Origin of the sequence: Blattabacterium cuenoti, assembly GCF_014252035.1 — a bacterium.
Lineage (GTDB): Bacteria > Bacteroidota > Bacteroidia > Flavobacteriales > Blattabacteriaceae > Blattabacterium > Blattabacterium cuenoti_Z.
Genome location: NZ_CP059207.1, coordinates 277,354 through 301,989 on the forward strand (window position 1 = coordinate 277,354; position 24,636 = coordinate 301,989).

The following is a 24,636-nucleotide window of genomic DNA, read 5'->3' on the forward strand; positions in this document are numbered from 1 at the left end:
TCATTAAAAAAATGCGTATAGATATTATCAGCATATTTCCTGACATATTTCAGGGACCTTTTTCTCATTCTATTATTAAAAGAGCAATTGATAAAAATTTGATGAAAATCCATATTCATAACCTACGAGAATATGGATTAGGTAAACGTAAGAAAATAGATGATTATCCTTATGGAGGAATACCTGGTATGGTTATTAGAATAGAACCTGTGTATCACTGTTTTTCTAAATTATTATCAAAAAGGTCTTATGATGAAATAATTTTTATGACTCCTGATGGAGAAATATTATCACAAAAATATGCTCAATATCTGAAAAATAAAAAAAATATTATCATATTATGCGGACGTTACAAAGGAATAGATCAAAGAATTAGAGATAACTTAATTTCAAAAGAAATATCTATTGGTAATTATATTTTATCTGGAGGAGAAATAGCAGCAGCTGTATTGGTAGAAACTGTAGTTAGGTTACTCCCAGGAGTAATAAAAAATAAGGGTTCTATTATGACAGACTCTTTTCAAGAAGAAGAATCATTTATAGCACCTCCTATTTACACTCGTCCAGTAATTTATAAAGGATGGAAAGTACCCGATATTCTTTTATCAGGAAATCATAAGAAAATTAAAGATTGGTTAAAGAAAAAATCCATGAAGATAAAACCATAAAATATACGTTTTGCAATGGTATTTTACCATAAATTAGAAATTTTATCACTTTATCAATTTTATCAAAATTAAAATTTTCTATTGCTTTTTTCATAATTTTTCTAATTTTTGTATTACATAAATTTCCTATGCTACCTTCATGAGAATGATATACTTTATTTTTTAGTTTTTTAAAACAACCATTTTGTATGTCAGATCCTACTTTTTTATAGGCTTCTCGGAAAGAATAACCTTCCTCTATTACAAGTTTATTCACTGCTTCTACACTAAATAAATAGCGATATTTATCTTCTTTTAGGATATCTTTTTTTACTATAATATGATTTAACATGTATTTAGACATGTAAATACATTTTTTCAATTCATCAAAAATAGGGATGAATATTTCTTTAATAATTTGATAATCTCTATGATATCCAGAACATAAATTAGAAGTAATTAAACAAATTTCATTTGGAACAGAATTAATTTTATTACATTTAGCTCGTATAATTTCAAAAACATCTGGATTTTTTTTATGAGGCATAATACTAGATCCAGTTGTTAAATAATCAGGAAAACTAATAAAATTAAAATTTTGATTTAAATATAAACAAATATCTTGCGACATTTTACTTAAAGTTCTTGCCAAAGAAGAAAAAGCTTCCGAAACAATAATTTCCATTTTTCCACGAACCATTTGGGCATATATTACATTGTAATTTAAATCATCAAAACCTAATAAATCTGTTGTCATTTTACGATTTAAAGGTAACGAAGTACCATAACCAGCTGCAGATCCCAGCGGATTTTTATTAACAATGCAATATGCTGTATGAATTAGTAATACATCATCTATTAAACTTTCTGCATACGCTGCAAACCAAAGCCCAAAAGATGAAGGCATAGCAATTTGATAATGAGTGTATCCAGGCATTAATATCTTTTTATATTGTTCACTCAATTTCAATAACAAATCAAATAAAGAATAAGTAATTGAAATGATTTCTTTGATTTCTGTTCTAGTAAATAATTTTAAATCTACTAATATTTGATCATTTCTAGATCTACCACTATGTATTTTTTGCCCTACGTTTCCTAAACGATTAGTTAGCAGAAATTCTATTTGAGAATGTACATCTTCTATTCCTTCATCAATTTGAAATTTTTTTTTCAATATTTCCTCATATATATTACGTAATTCATGAATTAAAATCTTTAAGTCATTTTTATTTAACAATCCAATACTTTCTAGCATGATAACATGAGCGATCGTACCTATAACATCATGTTGAGCTAAAAGTATATCTACTTCCGAATCCTTTCCTGAGGTAAAATTTATTATTTTTTTATCAAAACTAAAATTATTTTCTTTTTCCCAAATTTTCACGTATAAAATATTTTTTTATATTTTCTATATATTTGATAAAACTATAAATTTTTTATGGAAAAAGAAAAATTTCTAAATATTTGAATGAATTATGAATAATAATCATAATAAAGATTATACAACAACATATACAGAGGATAGTATTAGATCTCTTGAAGGGATTGAGCATATTAGATTACGACCTTCTATGTACATTGGAGATGTAGGGATTAGAGGGTTACATCATCTAGTCTATGAAGTTATAGATAATTCTGTAGATGAGGCTTTGGCTGGATTTTGTAATAAAATATGGATAAAAATTCACAAAGATGGATTTATAAGTGTTATCGATAACGGTCGTGGAATTCCAATAGGAATTCATAAAAAAGAAGGAAAATCTGCTCTTGAAGTTGTTATGACAAAAGTTGGTGCAGGCGGTAAATTTGATAAAAATTCTTATAAAGTATCTGGAGGATTACATGGTGTTGGAATTTCCTGTGTTAATGCTTTATCTAAAAAACTTACAGTAACAATTTATCGTGAAGGTAAAATATATCAACAAGAATATTATAAAGGGAAACCCATATATTCTGTTAAATGTATTGGAAATACTAACAAAATAGGAACAAAAATACATTATCTCGTCGATAATTCTATATTTAATAATATTACATATGACTATGAAATATTGTCTACTAGACTAAAAGAACTATCCTTTCTAAATAAAGGTTTACATTTATTTCTAGAAGACGAAAGAAATAATAAAAAAGAATCTTTTTTATCTGAAAATGGACTAAGAGAATACATTACTATTTTAGATAAAGATCAAGTTCCTATAACAAAAAATGTAATCCTTATCGAAGGAGAAAAAGAAAATACTATTGTAGAAGTTGCAATGCAATACAATACTTCTTATAAAGCAAGAATTTATTCTTATGTTAACAATATAAATACTTATGAAGGTGGAACTCATATTTCCGGATTTAGACGATCATTAACAAGAACGTTGAAAAAATATACAGATGTTTATGTATCTAAAGATAAAAAGGTAGAATTAACTGGAGATGATTTCAGGGAAGGAATTACGGCTATTATATCTGTTAGGGTTATGGATCCTCAATTTGAGGGACAAACCAAAACTAAATTGAGTAATCATGAAGTTGGAGGTATTGTAGATAAAATTGTAGGGGAAAAATTAAATAATTATTTAGAAGAAAATCCTATTGATAGGAAAAAAATTATAGACAAGATTATTCTGGCTGCTAAAGCACGTCAAGCAGCTAGAAAAGCACGTGAACTAATACAGAAAAAAAATCCTATTATAAGTGGAATTTTACCCGGAAAATTGGCAGATTGCTCTTTTAATAATCCAGAAAATTGCGAGATTTATTTAGTAGAGGGAGATTCTGCAGGTGGAACAGCTAAACAAGGTAGAGATAGAAATTTCCAGGCAATTTTACCTCTAAGAGGTAAAATACTTAATGTAGAAAAAGCAATGCAATATAAAATATTTGAAAATGAAGAAATAAAAAATATTTTTACCTCTCTAGGAGTTTCTATCGGTACAGAAGAAGATCAAAAAGTTTTGAATATAAAAAAACTTAGATATAACAAAATTATTATCATGACAGATGCAGATATAGATGGAAGTCATATTTCTACTTTAATTTTAACATTATTTTTCCGTTATATGAAACCTTTGATAGAAAAAGGACATATTTATATTGCAACTCCTCCACTTTATTTAATTAGGAAAGGTAATTATTCAAAATATGCTTGGAATGATCAAGAAAGAGAAAATATTGTAAAAAAATTAGGAGAAAGAAAATATGTTAACATACAACGATACAAAGGATTAGGAGAAATGAATGCGGAACAGCTTTGGGATACTACAATGAATCCAAAAAATAGAACGCTACGAAAAGTTAATATAGAAAATTATACTGAGGCAGATAGAATATTTTCTATTTTGATGGGGGATGATGTTCCACCTAGAAGAAATTTTATAGAAAAAAATGCAATTTATGCAAGGATAGATGTATAAAAATTATTATTGATGAATTATATTCAATCAATTATACTAGGTATTATTGAAGGTATTACAGAATTTTTTCCTATTTCTTCTACTGGACATATGATACTCATATCTTATATTATGGGAATATTAAAAAATAAAATAACCAGTTTATTCCTTATTTCTGTTCAACTTGGAACTATTTTTTCTGTCGTATTTCTATATAGAAAAAAATTATTATTTCAAAAATATAATTTTTACTTAAAAATTTTTTTAGCTATTATTCCTATAGGAATTTCTGGTTTTATGTTCAATCATATAATTTCTATATTATTAGAAAACCCTATCATAGTATCTATATCTCTTTTATTGGGGGGGGTAATGATTATAAAATCAGAAAATTTATATGAAAAAAATTGCTTTCGAAAAAGCAATAGTATTACTTATTTTAATGCAATCATTATTGGTTTATTTCAGTGTTTTTCATTAATACCAGGATTTTCTAGAAGTGCAACTACCATTATAGCTGGTCTACTACAAAATATAAATAGAAAAAAAACTATTGAATTTTCCTTTTTTGTATCTATTCCTGTTATTGGAATGGCTACATGTAAAAAATTACACGATTATTTTTTTATAAATTATATTGATTTTCGTATTTTTTTTAATGAAATTAAATTATTGTTGTTGGGAAACATAATATCTTTTATAACGGGAGTAATCTCCATAAAATTTTTCATAAAATATTTGCATAAATACGATTTTAAACTATTTGGATACTACAGGATTATTCTTGGAGTTTTCTTTATATTGGTACATTATTTTGTTAAACCAATTGGAAAACTTTGATCAAAGATTTATCTGAATTTCAAAAGGGAAAAACGTTATTGGTAGACAAACCTTGGGGTTTTACTTCTTTTGAAATTGTGAAAAAAATAAAAAATTCTATATTAGAAAAATATTCTAATAGTAGTTGTAATTGTAATCTAAAAATAGGACATGCAGGAACTTTAGATCCTCTAGCAACTGGTTTATTAATTGTTCTTACGGGAAAAAGTACTAAAAACGTAAAATATATTCAAAATTATAAAAAGACTTATACAGGAATTATAAAATTAGGTTGTCAAACTAAATCTTTCGATTCAGAAACAGAAGAATATAATTTTTCTTCTACTTCTCATATTACTACAAAACTTATTAGAAAAACATCAAAAAAATTTATAGGAGAAATAAATCAATTTCCACCTTATTTTTCTGCATTGAAAATAAATGGAAGAAAATTATATGAATATGCTAGAAAAGGACAAAAATTTTTGTCTTTAGTAAAACCTAGATATGTTAAAATTTATCAGTTTCATTTATTAAAAATAAGCATTCCATATATAAAATTTTTTATAGAATGTGGAAAAGGAACTTATATTAGATCCATAGCGAAAGATTTTGGAGAAGAAATTGAAATAGGAGCATATCTTCTTTCTTTAAGAAGAGAACGTATAGGAAACTATACTATGAAAAGTTCTAAATTTTTTTTAAAAAATCTTTCAAATGAATTTTCATGCTATTTATTAAATTTTGTGTTTTTTTTTATACCATATATTGAATTTTTCATAAGATTCTTCATTTGTTAATGCTCCTTTCTTCACTCCTTCTAATAAATGTTTTTGAAGTAAAACTCCATTTTTAGAAAAGATAGATCTTACTGTCTCTGTAGGTTTTGCTCCTTTCATTAGCCATGAAACTGCATTATTCATGTTCAATACAGTAGATGGTGGATCTGTATGAGGATTATATGACCCCAACTTTTCTATAAATTTTCCATCTCGTGGAGCACGAGAATCTGCTACTACTATGTGATACATTGGTTTATGTTTTTTACCAATTCTTTTTAAACGTATTTTTACGGACATAATTTTACAATATTGATGATTAAATTTTAAAAAAAATTTATACTTATATTCTCGAATTTAAATTTAGATATAAATATAATGTTTTTGAAAAAAAATGGTATATATTTACATTTTTCATAGACCCGTTGTGTAACGGTAGCACAGCAGATTTTGGTTCTGTTAGTTGGGGTTCGAGTCCCTACGGGTCTGTTACCTTCTTTGTGCAAAAATTTATTATCTCATGAAATATGATATATGAATTTTGAATTTTTTATAATATAAAATTGAGTATTGGAATGAAAAAAGAAAAAGTTTTACTGATAGCTTTTCTGAGTTTTTTAATATGTGCATTGATTCATTTCTATAGGTCCTTTTTGGGATTTGATAAATCTACTCTTTGCATATTAAGGTGCTCTGTCATCTCTTTATTTATATTATATGCTTTTCTAAAAAAAGACTTAACTACTTGGATATTAATATCTATAATAATAGGTATAGAAATGGGATTAGATTTACCAAAAATTGCTGTAGAACTAAGATTTCTATCCCAAATTTTTTTGAGATTAATCAAAACTATTATTGCTCCAATACTATTTTCAACTTTAGTTGTTGGAATAGCAAGTCATTCTAACATTAAGCAATTGGGTAGTATGGGATGGAAGTCATTACTATACTTTGAAATAGTAACAACTCTAGCTTTATTTATCGGTTTAATTGCCATTAATATTTCTCAAGCAGGAGTAGGTATTGTGATTCCTTCTGGCATTACAGAACAACAATTACCAAAAGTAGAAAGTAGATCTTGGCAAGATACTATTCTTCATGTTTTTCCTGAGAATTTTATTAAATCTATATATCATGGAGATGTTCTACCTATAGTAGTTTTTTCTGTAATATTTGGTGTTTCTATGGTTTTCTTGGAAGAAAAAAAACGGAATCCTATATTAATTTTTGCAGAGAGTTTATCAGAAATAATGTTTAAGTTTACTAAGATCATCATGTATTTTGCACCCATAGGAGTAGGATCAGCCATTGCTTATACTGTTGGTCATATGGGATTAGATATTTTATATAACCTATTTCAGTTATTATTTACTCTTTATATTGCTCTATTTACTTTTTTAATCGTGGTTTTACTTCCTATTCTTTTATGGATAAAAATTCCTTTAAAAGGTTTTGTGAAAGCATTAACTGAACCAGTTTCATTAGCTTTCGCTACTACAAGTTCTGAATCTGCTCTTCCTCTTCTGATGGAAAATTTAGAAAAATTAGGAGTCCCTAGAAAAATTATTGCTTTTGTCATCCCTACAGGATATAGTTTTAACTTAGATGGAACTACTTTATATCTTTCTTTAGCTACAGTTTTTGTAGCACAAGCATCTGGGATTCCTCTAAGTTTTAGTCAACAAATATTTATAGGTTTAACATTAATATTAACTAGTAAAGGAGTAGCAGGAGTTCCTAGAGCTTCTCTCGTCATACTTCTAGCAACTGTTGCTTCTTTTGGGTTACCTACTTGGCCAATACTAGCTATTATTGGAATTGATGAATTAATGGACATGGCTCGTACAACTGTAAATGTTATTGGAAATGGATTAGCCAGTTGTGTTATTGCTCGTTCTGAAGGGGAATTTGATGACAAAAAAATGTTAGATTACATACAACAAAAAAAATGAATTATGAATTTCAAAATAAAATATTAAAAATATCTCCAAATGGAATCATTACAAAAAAAAGTTATTCGAATATTGCCTTGATTAAATATTGGGGAAAATATAATAATAGAATACAAATCCCATTAAATTCTTCTATTAGTTATTCTTTAAATAAAGTATATACAAAAACACGGTTAATATATCGTCTTAATAAAAAAAAAATTTTTCTATAAAAATATTTCTAGATGGGATAGAGAAAAAAAGTTTTCTTCCAAAGATTTTGAAATTTTTCCATAGGGCTTTGTTATACTGTTCTTATCTTAGATATTTTGATTTTGTTATTGAAACATATAACAATTTTCCACATAGTAGTGGAATAGCTTCTTCTGCATCTTCTATGAGTGCTTTAGCTTTATGTATTATGGAACTGGAAAAAAAATTTTTTTTTTCTTTAAAAGAAGATTTCTTTTTCAGAAAAGCTTCTTTTTTATCAAGATTAGGTTCAGGTAGTGCTTGTAGATCTATCTATCCTGGTTTAGTTGTTTGGGGATATCATAAATATATAAAGGGAAGTAATAATTTTTATGCTATTCCATATCCATATCAAATACACCCTATTTTCAAAAATATTTCAGATACTATATTAATAGTTGACAAAAATCCTAAAAAAATATTAAGTTCAAAAGGACATCAGTTGATGAATAACCATCCTTATGTTAGGAATAGAGTGAAAAATGCTCATAAAAATATGATAAAACTTATATCCATATTAGAACAAGGAGACTTCCGTAAATTTGGAGAATTGGTAGAACATGAAGCATTAACACTTCATGCAATGATTATGACCTCTCGTCCATATTTTTTATGTATGAAACCAAATACTCTTCATATTATTTATACTATATGGGAATTCAGAATTCAAAGTAAAAAAAATATCTACTTTACCCTAGATGCAGGTGCTAATGTACATCTTATTTATCCTATAAAAGAAAGAAAATATCTTATAAAATGGGTATACCAAAATCTTTTTTTTTATTGCGAAAAAATTATAGAAAGTTTTGTTTATAAATGAACTATTATAACTATATTTATTATTAGTTATTAGTAGTAGTTTATTAGTATTTTATAAATATAAATGGTGGGCGTAGCTCAGTTGGTTTAGAGCATCAGATTGTGGTTCTGAGGGTCGCCGGTTCAAATCCGGTCGTCCACCCAATTTAGGTTGAGAAAATAAAATAAGTTTATTTACAACAATACTTTTTTCATTCTATTAAATGCCTCTATAATTTTTTCTTCGGAAGAAGCATAAGAAATACGTATATATTTATTATCGCCAAAAGCGCTTCCACTAACGGTTGCTACTTTAGCTTCATCAAGTAAAAAATTAGAAAAATCATCAGAATTATTCATTATTCTTCCATATAATTTTTTACCAAAAAATTCTGAAACATTTGGAAAAATATAAAATGCTCCATTAGGTTGATTAAATTGAAAACCAGGTATTTCTTTAATTAAATCTAAAACTAGATTTCTTCTTTTTTTGAATTTTTTTATCATATATCCTATTTCAATAGGAGATGATTGTAATGCTGAAATAGCAGCTCTTTGTGCTATAGAATTTGCACAAGAAGTCATCTGCCCCTGAATTTTATCACAAGATTTTGATATCCATTCTGGAGCTCCAATATATCCAATTCTCCATCCCGTCATTGAAAAAGCTTTAGATAAACCATTAAGTGTAATTACTTGATCATAAATATCAGAAAATTCCGCAATACTTACATGTTTATCTGCTGAGTAACTAATATGTTCATAAATTTCATCAGAAAGTATCATAACATTAGGATATTTTCTAAAAATTTCTGCTAATTCCTTTAATTCTTCATAAGAATAAACACTACCTGTAGGATTACAAGGACTGTTAAAAATGAATAATTTAGTTTTAGATGTGATAGCTTTTTTCAATTTTTCTGCATTAATCTTGAAATCATTTTCTATTGTTGTACGAACTATAACAGGACATGCTTCGCAAAATTTTACCATTTGTAAATAACTGACCCAATAAGGAGATGGGATGATAACTTCATCATTTTTATTTAGAATAGATAAAAGTACATTGATGATAGATTGTTTTGCTCCAGTAGAAACGACAATTTGAGATGCTGTATATTTCAATTTATTATCACGATAAAATTTATTGCAAATCACTTCTCTTAATTCTAAATATCCGGAAACAGGTGTATAATAATGATAACCTTCATCTATAGCTTTTTTAGCTGCATTTAAAACAAAGTTTGGAGGAAGAAAATCGGGTTCTCCCAAACTTAAATTAATGACATCATATCCTTTATTTTTTAATTCTCTCGCTTTAGCAGACATAGCTATAGTTTGCGAATAAGATATGTTCTGTAAACGATTGGATAATAATCTATTTTTCATGTAATGAATTAATTTGAAATGATTGCAAATCTAAATAAATTTATAATCATATTTATTCTATAATAATCCACAAAAATGGAATTAATAAAAAAATATTTTCCACATTTATTATCAATACAATTTGATAAGTTATACTATTTACAAAGTTTATATTCATACTGGAATTCCTATGTAAATGTTATATCTAGAAAAACTTTTTATGATTTTTATCAACAACATGTTCTTTTTTGTTTAGGAATAGCAAAAGTATATTCTTTTGTTCCTGGATCGTGTGTTATGGATCTAGGAACAGGAGGTGGATTTCCAGGAATTCCTTTATCCATAGTATTTCCTAAAACAGAATTTATATTAGTAGATTCTGTTATGAAAAAAATTAAAATTGTTAAAAATATCATTAATGATCTTCATCTAGAAAATGCTAATACTATTTGTATTAGAGCGGAAAAATTAGAAAAAAAATTTGATTTTGTAGTAACAAGAGCTGTAACAAAAATAGATACTATTCATCAATGGATAAATAATAAATTTAAACATACATCAAATTCCAAATATATAAAAAATGGAACTTTTTATCTAAAAGGAGGAGATACTTCATATGAGTTAAAAAAGTTTCCTCATGCAATAGAATATCCTTTATCTCATTATTTTCATGAACCATTTTTTACAACTAAAAAAGTTGTTTGGATTTCCAATTAAAAATTATAAGTAATAATAATGAATACTAAAAAAATTTTAATAGAAAAAATTAAACAAAAAGGAGGATGGGTTAATGCTCATGCTCATTTAGATAGAGCCTATACTCTAACGAGTAAAAATTTTAAATATTCTTATCTTCCTCTAAAAAAAAAATGGTATTTAGTAGATGAAATAAAACGTTTAGCTACAGAAAATGATATTTATATGCGTATGGAAAAAGCTTTAGAATATTTTTTATTACAAGGAACACAGGCTTTGTGTACATTTATTGATGTAGATGACATTATAGAAGATAAAGCTTTGAATGCGGCAAAAAAATTGAAAAATAACTATGGAAATGATATACACATTTGTTTTGCAAATCAAGTACTAAAAGGAGTTTTAGATAAAAATTCAAAATATTGGTTTGATAAGTCTATAGAATTTGTGGATATTATTGGAGGACTTCCAGCTAAAGATTATGGTAAAGAAGATCAACATTTAGATATTTTATTGAGAACAGCTAAAAAATATGGTAAAATAGTACATGTACATGTAGATCAATTTAATACTAGTGAAGAGAAAGAGACTGAAAAGTTAGCAAAAAAAACAATAGAACATGGAATGGAAGGAAAAGTAGTTGCTATACATAGCATATCTTTAGCCGCACATTCTAGAGCATATCGTTATGAGATATACCAATTAATGAAAAAAGCAAATTTAATGGTCATCTCTTGTCCAATAGCTTGGATAGATCATACGAGAAGTGAACGTTTAACTCCGAGTCACAATTCTATTACTCCAGTGGATGAAATGTTACCTGAAGGAATTCTAGTAGCTTTTGGAACAGATAACATATGTGATATATACAAACCTTTTTCTGATGGAAATATGTGGATAGAATTGCGCGTTATGCTAGAAGCTTGTCATTACTATGATATCGATAACTTAGTTAAAATAGCTACGGTAAATGGATTAAAAGTATTAGGGTTACAAGAAAAAATAAATTGATTATCTCTATTTTTTACCTTTTTTTTCTGGACGCATTTGTGGAAAAAATAAAACATCTTGAATTGATTTATTTTTAGTTAATAACATAACCAAACGATCGATTCCAATACCAATACCTGCAGTAGGAGGCATTCCAAATTCTAAAGCTCTGATAAAATCTTTATCTATCAACATAAATTCATCATCTGTTTTTTTTTCAGATAATTTTATTTGTTCTTTTAAACGATATAGTTGATCTACAGGATCATTAAGTTCTGAATAAGCATTTGCAATTTCTTTCCCATTTATAATAAGTTCAAAACGTTCTGATAAACTGTTGTCACAACGATGTTTTTTTGTTAAAGGACTCATAACTATAGGATAATCAATAATAAAAGTTGGATTTTTATAATGTTTTTCGCATTTTTCTTCAAAAATATTTTCAATAAGTTTTGCTTTACTCATTTTTATATTTTCTTCTATATGTAATTCCTGACAAACTTTTCTTAAATCATTTTGATCCATATTTTTTATACTGAATCCAGTATATTTTTTTATGGCATCTAGTATAGAAATTCTAGGAAAAGGAATTTGAAAATTAATATCATGATTTTCTTCATGAAATAAATCAAAAATATGCTTCATCATATTTTCTGTAAAATCCATCATCCAGTAATAATCTTTATAAGCAACATAAAGTTCTAAAACTGTGAATTCAGGATTATGAAAACGATCCATTCCTTCATTTCTAAAATTTCTTGAAAACTCGTATACTCCATGAAATCCTCCTATAATAAGTCTTTTCAAATAAAGTTCATTAGCTATACGTAAGTATAATGGAATTCCAAGGGCATTATGATAAGTTTTAAATGGACGAGCTATAGCTCCACCAGGTATAGATTGTAAAACAGGAGTGTCTACTTCTATATATTTTTTTTTATCTAAAAAATTACGTATTTCTTGTATGATACGAGTACGTTTTAAAAATATATCTTTCACATCATCATTAACTATAAGATCTACATATCGCATACGATATCTTTGTTCTACATTTGAAAAAGCGTCATATATTTTTTTATTTTTGTCTACTTTAACTTGTGGTATAGGACGAATAGATTTCGATAATAAAGTTAATTTATTAACATGAATTGTTATTTCATTCATTTTCGTTTTAAATAAGAATCCTTCTACTCCAATAATATCTCCTATATCCAGAAGTTTTTTCAGAAAAATGTCATAAACATCTTCTTTTTTCATTTTATTTGATGTTAAATCATTTTTGGTAAAATATACTTGTATACTTCCTGTATGATCTTTTATTTCTCCAAAAGATGCTTTTCCTAAAATACGCAAACGCATTAATCTACCAGCTATGCTTACATTTTCTTTTTCTATAAAATTTTTATGTATTTTACAGATGGTATCTGTTATCAGATATTCTTCAGATGGATAAGGATTTATACCTAATGATTTTAACTGATTCAATTTTTTTCTTCGTATGATTTGTTGTTCTGATAAATAGGACATAAATTTTATATGATGTCATCAATACACATATATTTTCAAATGTGTAAAATGTGTAAAAAAGTAGGTTTTATAAATTTATCAAAAATTATGAAAAAAAAAATAATTTATTTCGAAGATTTAGGAATAAAAAAATATGAAGATACTTGGAAATATCAAAAAAAATTATTTGAAGATATAATACAAAAAAAAGTAAAAAAAATTCATTGTAAAAAAGCAGGTTATCTACTTTTTGTAGAACATCCTAATGTATATACTATAGGTAGAAATGGGAACAAAAATAAACATTTATTAGTTACATCAGATTTTTTAAAGAAAATAAATGCAGATTTTTATCAAACAGACAGAGGAGGAGATATAACTTTTCATGGACCTGGACAATTAATAGTATATCCTATTTTAAATATGGATTATTTTTTTACTGATATTCATAAATATATTCGTCTTTTAGAAGAAGTGATTATTCATTTTTTGAAATATTATGAACTGGAAGGAGTCCGAAAAAAAGGAAAAACAGGAGTATGGATGAATAATAATGATGATGTCGATAAAAAATCAAGGAAAATATGTGCAATAGGAATTAGAATGAGTCGTTGGGTGACAATGCATGGTTTTGCTTTAAATATCAATACGAATTTACGATATTTTGATTATATCGTTCCTTGTGGAATTCATGATCAAGAAGTTACTTCTTTAAAAAAAGAATTAGAAAAAAGTATTTCATTTGAAATGGTAAAAAATATGATGAAAAAATCTTTTCAATATGTATTTAATGTAGACCTAATTAACCGCTGCTAGGTGGTGTTTGGGTTGGTTCAGCAGCAGCTATCATAACGCCATCCTCCTTATCTAACTCTATTAAAGAAACATTTAATAATGTATTTTCATATGATGAGTGATATTGTATTTTGGTTCGTATATAATTTTCTGTATATCCATATAAATATTCTTTATTTTTGGAGTTTTTTTCAAATAAAACGGTTTTTTTTGTATTAACTTGTCTTTCACAAAAAGAAATATATTTTTCTTTTGAAAGATGTCGCAAAATTTTATTGCGTTTCCATTGTATTTTTTTAGATACCTCTTTTATTTTTATTTCAGATGTAGACTTTGTATTTGGTCTAGGAGAATAGGTAAATATATGTAAAGATGAAATATCTAATTTTTTCAAAAAAAAATAAGTATCTAAAAAATGTTGATGTGATTCACCTGGATATCCAACAATAATATCTGAACCTATATAAGCATCTGGTATTAGTTTTCGTATTTGTTGGACTTTTTCTTCGTATGTTTCACGTTTATAACGTCTTTGCATTTTTCTCAAAATAACGTTACATCCCGATTGTAAAGGAATATGAAAATGAGGAACAAAGTGTTGGCTTTTCGATAAAAATTCAATACATTCATATTTTAATAAATTAGGCTCTATCGAAGATAAACGTATTCTCCCCTTTTCTTTAATTTTATCTATAGCTTGGATCAAATCAAAAAATGTATATAATCGTCGATGATATCCATAATATTCGTCATATATTTTTCCATAATCTCCTATGTTGATCCCTGTTAATACTATTTCTTTAACTCCTTTATTAAAAATAAATTTAATTTTTTCTAAGATATTTTCTATACTATCAGAACGAGAATTTCCTCTTGACATAGGAATGACACAATAACTACATTTGTAATCACATCCATCCTGAATTTTTAAAAAAGAACGAGTTCTATCTCCAATTGAAAAAGATGGTAAATAAGAATAATGATCTTTTTTTAACATGGAAAAAACCATTGTTGTATTTTTTCCCCCATTTTGATTATTGTTAAAAAACCATCTACTAAGATAGTATTCTATTTTCAACTTTTCTTCAGCTCCTAATATTAAATTGATACCATCAATAGTTGAAACTTCTTTAGGATTCAACTGTGCATAACATCCTATTGCTATTATAATAGCATCATTATTTTTATTTTTAGCAATACGTACAATACGCTTTAATTCTACTTCTGCATTTTTTGTAACAGAACAACTATTAATTACATAAATATCAGCAAAACTATTGAAAGGAACTTTTTGATAATAACATATATCAAATTTTTTTTCAATAGTAGAAGTTTCTGCATAATTTAACTTACATCCTATTGTATAAAATGCAACTTTTTTTTTCAATTTTTTGAAGAAAAATAATTTATAATTCCACTATGACTAGGTTCCATTCCTATTTTACCTTTTTTCCAATTTGCTGGACAAACCTCTCCACTTTTTTCATAATATTGAAGTGCATCTATTATACGAATTGCTTCATCTATATCTCTTCCTAAAGGAAAATCATTTACCAAATAATGTCTAATTATACCATTTTTATCTATTAAAAATAAACCTCTATAAGCAACTAGTTCTCCTGAAACTTTCCACTCTTCATTACTACAACAACAAATCCAATCTCCAGATAAAACTCCATAATTATGAGATATCGTTTTATTTATGTCAGAAACAATAGGATAAGTAACTCCATGTATTCCTCCTTTTTCCTTTGGAATTTGTAACCATGCCCAATGAGATTGTTCTGTATCTGTAGATACAGCAATGACCTGTACATTTCTCATTTCAAAACATTTTATTCTTTCTTGGAAAGCATACATTTCTGTCGGGCAAACAAAGGTAAAATCCTTAGGATAAAAAAAAAGTAAAACATATTTGCTACCTTTAAACTGTTTTAAAGTAAAATTTTGTACAATATCTTTTCCATTTAATACAGCATTAGCTGTAAAATCAGGCGCATTTTTTGATATTAATGTTTTCATTTCGTATATTTTACTACGAATTTACCAAAAAAAAAAATTAATTACACATATCTGTGTAATTTTTTGTGAATTTTATTTTTCATGTTAGTTAAATACATAATTCTTTTTATAAAAGATTTGTTTTCAATATTTTTATTATGTTTTATTATTTCTTCTTGAATCAATTTCAAAATATATTGAGATTGATATCTTAATAAAAGATCAACAATATATTGATCTATATTCTCCTTATGAGAAGGAACTTCTATTCCTTTTTTTTCCCATTTAGATAATGAATAATATTTTTCATTTTCTATAACGTTTATAACGTTGGAATCACTTGTTTCTTTTTTTTTTACATTTTTTGATAAAATATTATCAAATATTTCCTGGTTTTTTTTTAAATAGAAACGTAAATTAAAATTTTTAAAAAAATGCAACAATTCCTGAAAAACTGTTGTTTCATTTTTTCCTTTTTTTATTATTTTATTTCCGTAAAAAGAAATGAATTTTATTAATTTTTTCTCAAGAATTATAAGTATATTTTCCTTTTTTTTTTCTTCTGAAAACAAATTGTATGTTTTTTCATTTTTTTCAACTATAAATTTTTCTTTTATATTTTTTTTCATTATCCTTTCTAATTCTGAGTTTAGAATTTCTTGTTTAACATTGAGAATTCTGGAAGCTTCTTGCAAGAATAATTCCTTTTGAAGAATATTTTTTATTTTTGAAATACTATTTAAAATATTTGAAATTAAAAATGATTTTTTAATGGGATCATATTTTTTTTGATAAAGTTTATCATATATTTTCTTTTTATAAGAAATAAAATTGTAACTATTTTTCACCAAAAAATCTTTGAGTTGAGACATTGAATATTTTCTGGATAAAGAATCTGGATCTTCTTCATTATTAAGAAATAATATACGTATATTCATTTCTTTTTCTAACATCATATTAATTACCCTGAAAGAAGCTTTCATTCCAGAAATATCTCCATCATAAAAAAGTATTACATTTTTTGTGAATTTTTTGATTAACAAAATTTGATCTATAGTCAGTGAAATACCAGAGGATGATACAACATTTTTTATTCCATTTTGATGAAAAGAAATAACATCTGTATATCCTTCTACTAAATAACAAAAATTTTCTTTTACAATATATTTTTTAGATTGAAATAAACCATATAATATCTTACTTTTTTGAAAAAGAAAACTTTCAGATGAATTTATATACTTTGTATATGTAAAATTACTGGGATCAACAATAGTTCTTCCACCAAAACCTACTACTCTTCCTGATAAATCATGTATTGGAAACATGATTCTTTTGCGAAAAGAATCAAAATAATTATCTTTTTTAATAATAGTAAGTCCAGTTTTTTCTATATCCTGTATTTTGAATCCCTTATCTAAAGCATTTTTAGTAAAAAAATTCCAAGAATAAGAAGCATATCCTAATTCAAATTTTCGAATTGATTTCATATCAAATTTTCTTTTTCTAATTAGATAATTCAATCCATTTTTTTTTCCTTCTTCAGTAAGAAATAATTGTTTGATAAAAATACTTTTAGCATAATCTTGAATTAAATATAATTTTTTACATATTTGATGATATACTTCATGATAATGATCATTATTATTTTTTTCTTCTATTCGAATATTGTATTTATTAGCTAAATAATGTAATGATTCTACATAAGAAAAATTTTCATGTTCCATAAGAAAAGAAATGACATCCCCCCCTTTTCCAGAGCTAAAATCTTTCCATATTTTTTTTGTTGGAGATACGATAAGAGAGGGGGTTTTTTCATTCGAAAATGGACTTAATCCTCTATAATTCATTCCACTTTTTCTTAATTTTACAAAATGACCAATAACATCCTCTATGCAAGAAGCAGATAGTATTTTTTTTCTATTTTCTTTGGAAATAATCATAAACTAAAAACTAATTAAGTTCCTTTTTTCATTATATGAATAATTTTTCTTGGATTAGAATGAGAAAAAATAGCAGTCCCTGCTACTAATATATCCGCTCCATTTTTAAATAATAAACAAGCATTTTCTAAATTGATCCCTCCATCTACTTCTATAAGAGCAGAAGAATCTTTCTTTAATATTAAATCTTTAGTTTGTTCTAATTTTTTATATGTTTGATGAATAAACTTCTGTCCACCAAAACCAGGGTTTACACTCATTAATAATACGAAATCAAGATATTTTATAATATCTTGTAGAAGAAAAACAGGAGTATGCGGATTGATTGCTACTCCTACCTTCATTCCATATTCTTTAATAGAAAAAATCGTTCTATTCAAATGTATACAAGCTTCATAATGAACATGAAGATGATCTGCTCCACAATTCTTAAATTTTTCTATGTATCGTTCCGGTTCTAATATCATCAGATGTACATCTATTGGTTTGTATGCATATTTTTTTACATATTTTGTAAACATAAATCCAAAGGAAATATTCGAAACAAAGGATGAATCCATTATATCAATATGAAACCAATCAGCTTCACTTCCGTTTAGCATTTCGATGTCACGATGTAGAAAAGCTAAATCAGCTGATAACAAAGATGGAGCTATAATTTTCTTCATAATATGATTATTATTCCATCATTTCACTAATTATTCCCGTGTTAGAAAAACCTCCATCGTGATATAAATTTTGCATCGTTACTTTCCTTGTTAAATCTGAAAAAAGTGTAATAATATAATTAGCACAATCTTGTGCAGAAGCATTACCTAATGGTGATACTTTTTCTGAAAAAATAAAAAGTTTATCAAAACCTTTTATTCCTTTTGCAGCTTTTGTTATACTAGGAGATTGTGATACAGTATTTACTCTGACTTTTTCTTTTTTACCCCAAAAATAACCAAAATTTCGTGTCACACTTTCTAAATAAGATTTGTAATCTGACATATCTCCATAATATGGAAAGCTTCGTTGAGATGCAATATATGTAAGAGCTACAATGGATCCCCATTTATTCATTGCATTCTTATTCCAAGCTGTTTGCATGATTTTATGATAAGATATAGCAGATATATCCCATCCTTTTCTCAAAAATTCATAATTTAGAGATGTATAAGTTAGTCCTTTTCGTATATTAATTGACATAGCTATAGAATGTAATAAAAAATCTATCCTAGATCCAAAAAAATCTAACGTTTTTTCAAATAAAATATCTAGATCTTTAATAGAAGTTGCATCAGCTGGAATCACAATAGACTTTGTTTTACGAGATAATTCATGAATTTTACCAATTCTTATAGAAGATGGAGTATTAGTTAATACAAAAGAAGCATTCTCTTCAAAAGCTCGTTCTGCTACTTTCCAAGCAATAGAATCTTCGTTTAAAGCTCCAAATATAATTCCTTTTTTACCCTTTAATAAATTGTAAGACATAATTTCATCATTTATTTCAAAGATTAAAAACATTTCTTATATCATATAAATGATCAATTTTTTCCCAAGTGAATAATTCTACTTTTTTTATTATTTTATTCCCCTTTATATCTGAAAAATATTTATATACTTTTCTTGGGGTTTTCCCCATATGTCCATATACAGATGTTTCTTCATACATAGGTTGACGTAATTTTAATCTTTTTTCTATAGAATACGGACGTAAATCAAAAATTTTCTTTATGTTCAATATTATATCTTCATTATTTATATTTGATCTACCATAAGTTTTTACAAAAATACCTATTGGTTCTGATATCCCAACTGCATAGGATATTTGTATTAGTATCTCATCAGAAACTCCTGCCGCAACAAGATTTTTAGCTATATGTCTAGCGGCGTAAGCTGCAGATCTATCCATTTTAGATGGATCTTTACCAGAGAATGCTCCACCTCCATGAGAACCTCTTCCTCCATAGGTATCTACAATTATTTTTCTTCCGGTAAGTCCTGTATCTCCATGAGGTCCTCCAATAACAAATCTTCCTGTAGAATTAATGTAATATTTCGTTTTATCAGTAAATAACTTTTTTATATTTTTTGATAAAATATTATTTTTTACTCTCGGAATTAAAATATTGTGAATATCTTTTACAATCTTTTCATGCATTTTTTCTTTAGTATCAAATTCATCGTGCTGAGTTGATATCACAATAGCATGGATATGTACTGGTACTTTATTATCAGAATATTCCAAAGTAACTTGTGATTTTGAATCTGGACGTAAATAAGTCATTTTTTCTCCTTCATTTCTAATACATGAAAGTTCTTTTAATAAATTATGTGATATTTCTAACGACAAAGGCATATAATTTTCCGTTTCTTTAACAGCATAACCAAATACGATACATTGATCTCCAGATCCTTGTTCCTCTTTATTTGATTTTTGTATTCCTTCCAATAGATCTAAAGATTGTTCTTGAATAGAAGAAATAATACCACAAGATTCTGCATGAAATCTATATTCATTTTTTGTATATCCTATTTTTCTCAGAACATCACGAGCTATTTTTTGAACATTCACCCAAGTATTTGAATTTACTTCACCAGATAATATAATTTGCCCTGTTGTTACCAAAGTTTCTACAGCTACTTTTGCATATGGATCATGAGCTAAAAAATGATCTAATATTGCATCCGATATATGATCGGAAATTTTATCCGGATGACCTTCCGAAACAGATTCGCTAGTAAATAAATAAGTCATAGGACTTAGCTGAGTTACTTTAGAATACTATTTTGAATTTTAATGGATTCTTCATGCAAAATCTGAAAAATTCCTTTTAGGAGGTGATCAGAAATACCTAAATCTCTACCTAATTTCAAGGATTTATCCATTATTTTTTCCCATCTACTTGGCTGCAAAATAGCTATTTTTGAATATTTTTTTAAAATACCTAATTTTTTAACAATATTCATTCTTTCTGCTAAAAGTGTAATAATATTATTATCTAATTCATCAATTAAAATTCTTAAAGAATCTAAATCTACTTCATTTTTTCTATCACATACATTTAATTTTTTTATCATCTCCATCAGATGATCTGGAGTAATTTGTTGTGCCGCATCACTCCAAGCATTATCTGGAGAACAATGACTTTCTATCATTAAACCTTCACACCGGAAAAAGTGATAAGCTTTCTTTGCTATATTCAATAATCCTTCTTTATTTCCACAAATATGTGAAGGATCGCATATAATAGGAACTCTAGGAAGCATACTTCTAAAATTCAATAACATCCCCCAATTTGGTTGATTTCTATATTGAGAACTTTTATAAGTATAAAAACCACGGTGTATTACTCCCAGTTTTCTGATACCTTTTCCAAACAAACGTTCTAAAGATCCTATCCACAAATCTAAATCAGGATGAATAGGATTTTTAACCAAAACAATTTTATCTTTTTCTCCTTCTAAAGAATCTGCTATTTCTTGAATAGTAAAAGGACTAGCAGTACTTCTAGCACCTATCCATAAAACATCAATATCAAAAGATATTGCTAATCTAACATGTTCTGCATTTGCTATTTCTGTAGCCACCATTAATCCTGTATCTTTCTTTACTTTTTTTAACCATTCAAGTCCTTCTTTTCCTATTCCTTCAAAGTTATTAGGTCTCGTTCTTGGCTTCCATATTCCTGCTCTAAATATTTGAACATATGAATTTTTTAATTTCTTAGCTGTTTCTAATATTTGCTTTTCACTTTCTGCACTACAAGGACCAGATATAATTAAAGGCTTATTCCATTTATCAATCCAAGATCTATCTATACTGTTATTTAGAATATTTTTTTCCATCACAATTTTTTAATTTACACATATTTTTTATCTTTCATTTTATTCGCTTTTTTTATATATCGATCTATTTTATCAAATTTTTTTTGTATTAAGTCATCGCGAAACATTTCCAAGTAGTTAATATAAAAATTTATGGCTTGCATTAAATTTTTTCTATTAGAAATAAAAATAGGTAACCAAGTTTCAGGTTTGCTTTCCGCTAAACGTGTAGTTGAATATAATCCACTTCCCATCATATTATTAAATATTTTTTCTTTATTATCAAATTTTTCTAAAATTGTATATGCCAAAGAAAAGGAAATTACATGAGGTAAATGAGACATGTAAGCAATATATAAATCATGTTCTTCAGATGTAAGATAAATGATCCTCATATCAATGGTAGAATATATTTTATGAGCAATATCCATTGCGTCAGGATCACTAAGTTCGCAATCGCAAATAATACAATTTTTTTGATAAAAAAGATTATGATGAGCAAATGTAGGTCCAGATTTTTCAATACCAGCAATCGGATGTGTAGCAACAAATCGACTTCTTTTCGGATGATATAAAACTCTATTACAAATAGAATTTTTAGTGGATCCAGTATCTATAATTACTGTATCTGCACTAATATTATTCAATATACTTGGTAATATTTCTTCTATTTCATTGACTGGAATGGATAAAATAATTATTGAAGATTGTAATATAAGATCTTGAAGAGAAATTATTTCATCTACTATTCCAAGTTTGATAGCATTATAAGCATTATCTTTATTAGAATCTGTTCCTATAAATTTTTTTCCAAAATTATACTTACGTAGTCCTAAACCAATTGATCCTCCAATCAAACCTAATCCTATAATTCCAATATTCATGAAAATATTCTATTTTTTGCTTTTTCCAAAATTTTTATAGGACAACACATAGAAAACCTTACATAACCATTTCCATTATTACCAAAAATACTTCCAGGAGTAATAAATATATGATATTTTCTCAAAAAATTATCGGACCATATATAATCACTTATTTCATGATCTACTATTTTTGCCCAAACAAAAATTCCACAACTTTTTACTGAGTATTTTAAATTCAAATAATCACATATTTTCCATATAATTTTCCTACGTTTATAATATTCTATATTCAGTTTTTCAAACCACTCATCATGATTTTTCATTGCTTCTATAGCTCCAATTTGAATTGGATAATACATACCAGAATCCATTTGACTTTTTGCTTTTGCAATATTATAAATAAATTCTTTTTTACCTATCACCATTCCAATTCTCCATCCTGGCATATTGTAACTCTTGCTTAAAGAATTTAATTCAATAGCAATATCTTTAGCACCTTTAATATTAAAAATACTTAAAGGACGTCGATCATTTAATATAAAACTATAAGGATTATCGTGGACTAATAATATATTATTTTTTTTAGCAAAAAAAACTATTTCCTCTAATTTTTCTAAATTAATTGTAGCACCTGTAGGCATATGAGGATAATTTATCCACATCATTTTCACATTATACATATTTTTATTTTCCATCATATATTGAACATTAGGAATCCAATTTTTTTTTTCATAAAGATCATAATAAATAATATCCGCTTCCAAAAGATGAGATATAGAAGAATAAGTTGGATATCCAGGGTCTGGAATTAATACTTTATCACCTCTATTTAAATAAGACATACTTATATGCATTACCCCTTCTTTAGATCCAATTAATGGTAAAATTTCATAATTAGAATCTATCCGTACTTGATATAACTTCCAATACCAATTAGATATAGCAATACGTAATTCTTCTATTCCTATATAACTTTGATAAGCATTAGCATGATATAATTCTGAAGCTTCTTTCATTTTTTGTATTACTCCATTGGGAGGAAGAAGATCCGGATTTCCAATTCCTAAATTAATGACATTTATTCCTTCATCCTCAAGATGAGAAATCTCTTTCATTTTTTTGGAAAAAAAATATTCCGATATTTTATTCATTCTTTTTGCTTCTACAATCATAAAATTAGGATCTAATTCGTCCATTTTTATATTCTCCCATAACAGATAACTTATGAAGACATGGAATATTTTGCATACGTTGCTTCATTTTTTCATAATCGTTTATATTATTGAATATTACATCTACGTAAAATGTATATTCCCAAGGTCTTTGTATAATAGGTATCGATTGTATTTTAGTCATATTTATTCCAATGTTTGATATAATACTCAATATCTGAGAAAGGCTACCAGTAGTATGTAATATTTTGAATCTTAGAGATGCTTTATTAAAATAGTCATTTTCTTCTTTATCAGAAAAATTTTTAATGATGAAAAATCTAGTAAAGTTTCTTTCGATAGTTTGTATATTCTTATAAAGAATTTCCAAACCATATTCCTCAGCTGCATTCTCCGATGCTATCGCCGCTAAACCTTTTTTTTTATGAATGGCTATATATTTAGCAGCAGCTGCTGTATCAGAATACTCAGATATTTTTATATCTGAATGAGAATCTATAAATGATTCACATTGTAATAATGCCATAGGATGAGAATAAATTTCTTTTATATCTTCTATATCCTGTCCAGGATAAACCATTAAATGATGTTGAATTGGCATATATACCTCTCCAATAATCTTTAAATTATATTCGGACAAAAGACTGTAATTCATTAATATAGTACCAGCTATAGTATTTTCTATTGCCATAACTCCAAAATCAACATCTGATTTTGCTACATAAAAAGCTAATCTTCTAAAAGAAGAACATTCTATTAACTTATACTTACATCCTACAAAATAGGCAGAAACAGCCGCATGATGGAAACACCCCTTCACACCTTGTATCGCTATTTTTTTCATGAAACTAAAAAAATTAAATTA

At 26.5% G+C, this 24,636-nt stretch carries 22 protein-coding genes, 2 tRNA genes and 1 pseudogene; 11 read left to right on the forward strand and 14 right to left on the reverse strand.

The window, feature by feature from the left end:
• Nucleotides 1-11 precede the first annotated feature (11 nt).
• Entirely contained in the window at nucleotides 12-668 is a 657-nt protein-coding gene (gene trmD / locus H0H49_RS01315) for a tRNA (guanosine(37)-N1)-methyltransferase TrmD (protein WP_185864692.1), read from the forward strand.
• Here the strand turns inward: trmD and argH are convergent.
• Nucleotides 625-2,037 (reverse strand): argininosuccinate lyase, encoded by a 1,413-nt coding sequence (argH, locus tag H0H49_RS01320; RefSeq protein WP_185864693.1) that lies wholly within the window; start codon nucleotides 2,035-2,037, stop codon nucleotides 625-627. The genes trmD and argH overlap by 44 nt on opposite strands.
• A gap of 91 nt (nucleotides 2,038-2,128) precedes the next feature.
• Here argH and gyrB point away from each other — a divergent pair, with 91 nt between their 5' ends.
• Genes gyrB through truB form a run of 3 tightly spaced genes read left to right on the forward strand, consistent with a single transcriptional unit; the run spans nucleotide 2,129 to nucleotide 5,658 of the window.
• A complete protein-coding gene (gene gyrB, locus H0H49_RS01325) occupies nucleotides 2,129-4,060 on the forward strand; it encodes a DNA topoisomerase (ATP-hydrolyzing) subunit B (protein ID WP_185864694.1) in 1,932 nt (643 codons plus the stop codon).
• Nucleotides 4,061-4,072: 12 nt separating this feature from the next.
• Nucleotides 4,073-4,879, forward strand: a complete 807-nt coding sequence (locus H0H49_RS01330) for an undecaprenyl-diphosphate phosphatase (protein ID WP_185864695.1) — start codon at nucleotides 4,073-4,075, stop codon at nucleotides 4,877-4,879.
• Complete coding sequence (truB, locus tag H0H49_RS01335) at nucleotides 4,876-5,658, forward strand: tRNA pseudouridine(55) synthase TruB (protein ID WP_185864696.1); 783 nt, start codon at nucleotides 4,876-4,878, stop codon at nucleotides 5,656-5,658. The genes H0H49_RS01330 and truB overlap by 4 nt, the downstream gene beginning before the upstream one ends.
• On the opposite strand, the gene rpsP is transcribed toward truB, so the two are convergent.
• Entirely contained in the window at nucleotides 5,596-5,937 is a 342-nt protein-coding gene (gene rpsP, locus H0H49_RS01340) for a 30S ribosomal protein S16 (RefSeq protein ID WP_185864697.1), read from the reverse strand. The genes truB and rpsP overlap by 63 nt on opposite strands.
• A 118-nt stretch (nucleotides 5,938-6,055) precedes the next feature.
• On the opposite strand from rpsP, the gene H0H49_RS01345 reads away from it, so the two are divergent.
• The 4 genes and pseudogenes from H0H49_RS01345 (at nucleotide 6,056) to H0H49_RS01360 (ending at nucleotide 8,784) form a co-directional block, all read left to right on the forward strand.
• A tRNA-Gln gene (locus tag H0H49_RS01345) sits at nucleotides 6,056-6,126 on the forward strand.
• 74 nt (nucleotides 6,127-6,200) lie between these two features.
• The gene (locus H0H49_RS01350; protein ID WP_185864698.1) at nucleotides 6,201-7,592 is read left to right on the forward strand and encodes a dicarboxylate/amino acid:cation symporter; all 1,392 of its coding nucleotides are present in this window, start codon (nucleotides 6,201-6,203) and stop codon (nucleotides 7,590-7,592) included.
• Nucleotides 7,589-8,643, forward strand: a pseudogene (locus H0H49_RS01355) (diphosphomevalonate decarboxylase). The gene H0H49_RS01350 and the pseudogene H0H49_RS01355 overlap by 4 nt, the downstream one beginning before the upstream one ends.
• 66 nt (nucleotides 8,644-8,709) lie before the next feature.
• A tRNA-His gene (locus H0H49_RS01360) sits at nucleotides 8,710-8,784 on the forward strand.
• Between the two features lie 32 nt (nucleotides 8,785-8,816).
• Here H0H49_RS01360 and H0H49_RS01365 read toward each other — a convergent pair.
• Nucleotides 8,817-10,010, reverse strand: coding sequence for a pyridoxal phosphate-dependent aminotransferase (locus H0H49_RS01365; RefSeq protein WP_185864699.1), 1,194 nt, complete (start codon nucleotides 10,008-10,010; stop codon nucleotides 8,817-8,819).
• A 75-nt stretch (nucleotides 10,011-10,085) separates the two neighbouring features.
• Here H0H49_RS01365 and rsmG point away from each other — a divergent pair, with 75 nt between their 5' ends.
• Nucleotides 10,086-10,706, forward strand: a complete 621-nt coding sequence (gene rsmG, locus H0H49_RS01370) for a 16S rRNA (guanine(527)-N(7))-methyltransferase RsmG (protein WP_185864700.1) — start codon at nucleotides 10,086-10,088, stop codon at nucleotides 10,704-10,706.
• Nucleotides 10,707-10,724: 18 nt separating this feature from the next.
• On the forward strand, nucleotides 10,725-11,696 hold the full coding sequence (locus tag H0H49_RS01375) for an amidohydrolase family protein (protein WP_185864701.1): 972 nt from the start codon (nucleotides 10,725-10,727) through the stop codon (nucleotides 11,694-11,696).
• Between the two features lie 6 nt (nucleotides 11,697-11,702).
• On the opposite strand, the gene lysS is transcribed toward H0H49_RS01375, so the two are convergent.
• Nucleotides 11,703-13,202 carry a lysine--tRNA ligase gene (gene lysS, locus H0H49_RS01380; protein ID WP_185864702.1) on the reverse strand — a complete coding sequence of 500 codons (1,500 nt, stop codon included), beginning with the start codon at nucleotides 13,200-13,202 and terminating at the stop codon, nucleotides 11,703-11,705.
• A gap of 87 nt (nucleotides 13,203-13,289) precedes the next feature.
• Between lysS and lipB the strand changes: the two genes are divergently transcribed.
• A complete protein-coding gene (lipB, locus tag H0H49_RS01385; protein ID WP_185864703.1) occupies nucleotides 13,290-13,997 on the forward strand; it encodes a lipoyl(octanoyl) transferase LipB in 708 nt (235 codons plus the stop codon).
• Here lipB and mtaB read toward each other — a convergent pair.
• The 10 genes from mtaB to H0H49_RS01435 are packed head-to-tail and all read right to left on the reverse strand — an operon-like array spanning nucleotide 13,984 to nucleotide 24,615.
• Nucleotides 13,984-15,363 (reverse strand): tRNA (N(6)-L-threonylcarbamoyladenosine(37)-C(2))-methylthiotransferase MtaB, encoded by a 1,380-nt coding sequence (mtaB, locus tag H0H49_RS01390; protein WP_185864704.1) that lies wholly within the window; start codon nucleotides 15,361-15,363, stop codon nucleotides 13,984-13,986. The two genes, lipB and mtaB, sit on opposite strands and share 14 nt — an antisense overlap.
• Nucleotides 15,360-15,998, reverse strand: coding sequence for a peroxiredoxin (locus H0H49_RS01395; RefSeq protein WP_185864705.1), 639 nt, complete (start codon nucleotides 15,996-15,998; stop codon nucleotides 15,360-15,362). The genes mtaB and H0H49_RS01395 overlap by 4 nt, the downstream gene beginning before the upstream one ends.
• Before the next feature lie 41 nt (nucleotides 15,999-16,039).
• Nucleotides 16,040-17,917: a DNA primase gene (gene dnaG / locus H0H49_RS01400; protein ID WP_238784962.1), complete on the reverse strand. Its 1,878-nt coding sequence runs from the start codon at nucleotides 17,915-17,917 to the stop codon at nucleotides 16,040-16,042.
• 14 nt (nucleotides 17,918-17,931) lie between these two features.
• Nucleotides 17,932-18,585, reverse strand: a complete 654-nt coding sequence (rpe, locus tag H0H49_RS01405; protein WP_185864706.1) for a ribulose-phosphate 3-epimerase — start codon at nucleotides 18,583-18,585, stop codon at nucleotides 17,932-17,934.
• Between the two features lie 10 nt (nucleotides 18,586-18,595).
• On the reverse strand, nucleotides 18,596-19,396 hold the full coding sequence (locus H0H49_RS01410; protein ID WP_185864707.1) for an enoyl-ACP reductase FabI: 801 nt from the start codon (nucleotides 19,394-19,396) through the stop codon (nucleotides 18,596-18,598).
• Between the two features lie 16 nt (nucleotides 19,397-19,412).
• Complete coding sequence (gene metK, locus H0H49_RS01415; RefSeq protein ID WP_185864708.1) at nucleotides 19,413-20,663, reverse strand: methionine adenosyltransferase; 1,251 nt, start codon at nucleotides 20,661-20,663, stop codon at nucleotides 19,413-19,415.
• Nucleotides 20,664-20,677: 14 nt separating this feature from the next.
• Nucleotides 20,678-21,754, reverse strand: coding sequence for a bifunctional 3-deoxy-7-phosphoheptulonate synthase/chorismate mutase type II (locus H0H49_RS01420; RefSeq protein WP_185864709.1), 1,077 nt, complete (start codon nucleotides 21,752-21,754; stop codon nucleotides 20,678-20,680).
• A 14-nt stretch (nucleotides 21,755-21,768) separates the two neighbouring features.
• Nucleotides 21,769-22,617: a prephenate dehydrogenase gene (locus H0H49_RS01425; protein ID WP_185864710.1), complete on the reverse strand. Its 849-nt coding sequence runs from the start codon at nucleotides 22,615-22,617 to the stop codon at nucleotides 21,769-21,771.
• Nucleotides 22,614-23,771, reverse strand: a complete 1,158-nt coding sequence (locus H0H49_RS01430; RefSeq protein ID WP_185864744.1) for a pyridoxal phosphate-dependent aminotransferase — start codon at nucleotides 23,769-23,771, stop codon at nucleotides 22,614-22,616. Before H0H49_RS01430 ends, H0H49_RS01425 begins: the two co-directional genes overlap by 4 nt.
• 4 nt (nucleotides 23,772-23,775) lie before the next feature.
• Nucleotides 23,776-24,615, reverse strand: a complete 840-nt coding sequence (locus tag H0H49_RS01435) for a prephenate dehydratase (RefSeq protein WP_185864711.1) — start codon at nucleotides 24,613-24,615, stop codon at nucleotides 23,776-23,778.
• Nucleotides 24,616-24,636: the final 21 nt, after the last annotated feature.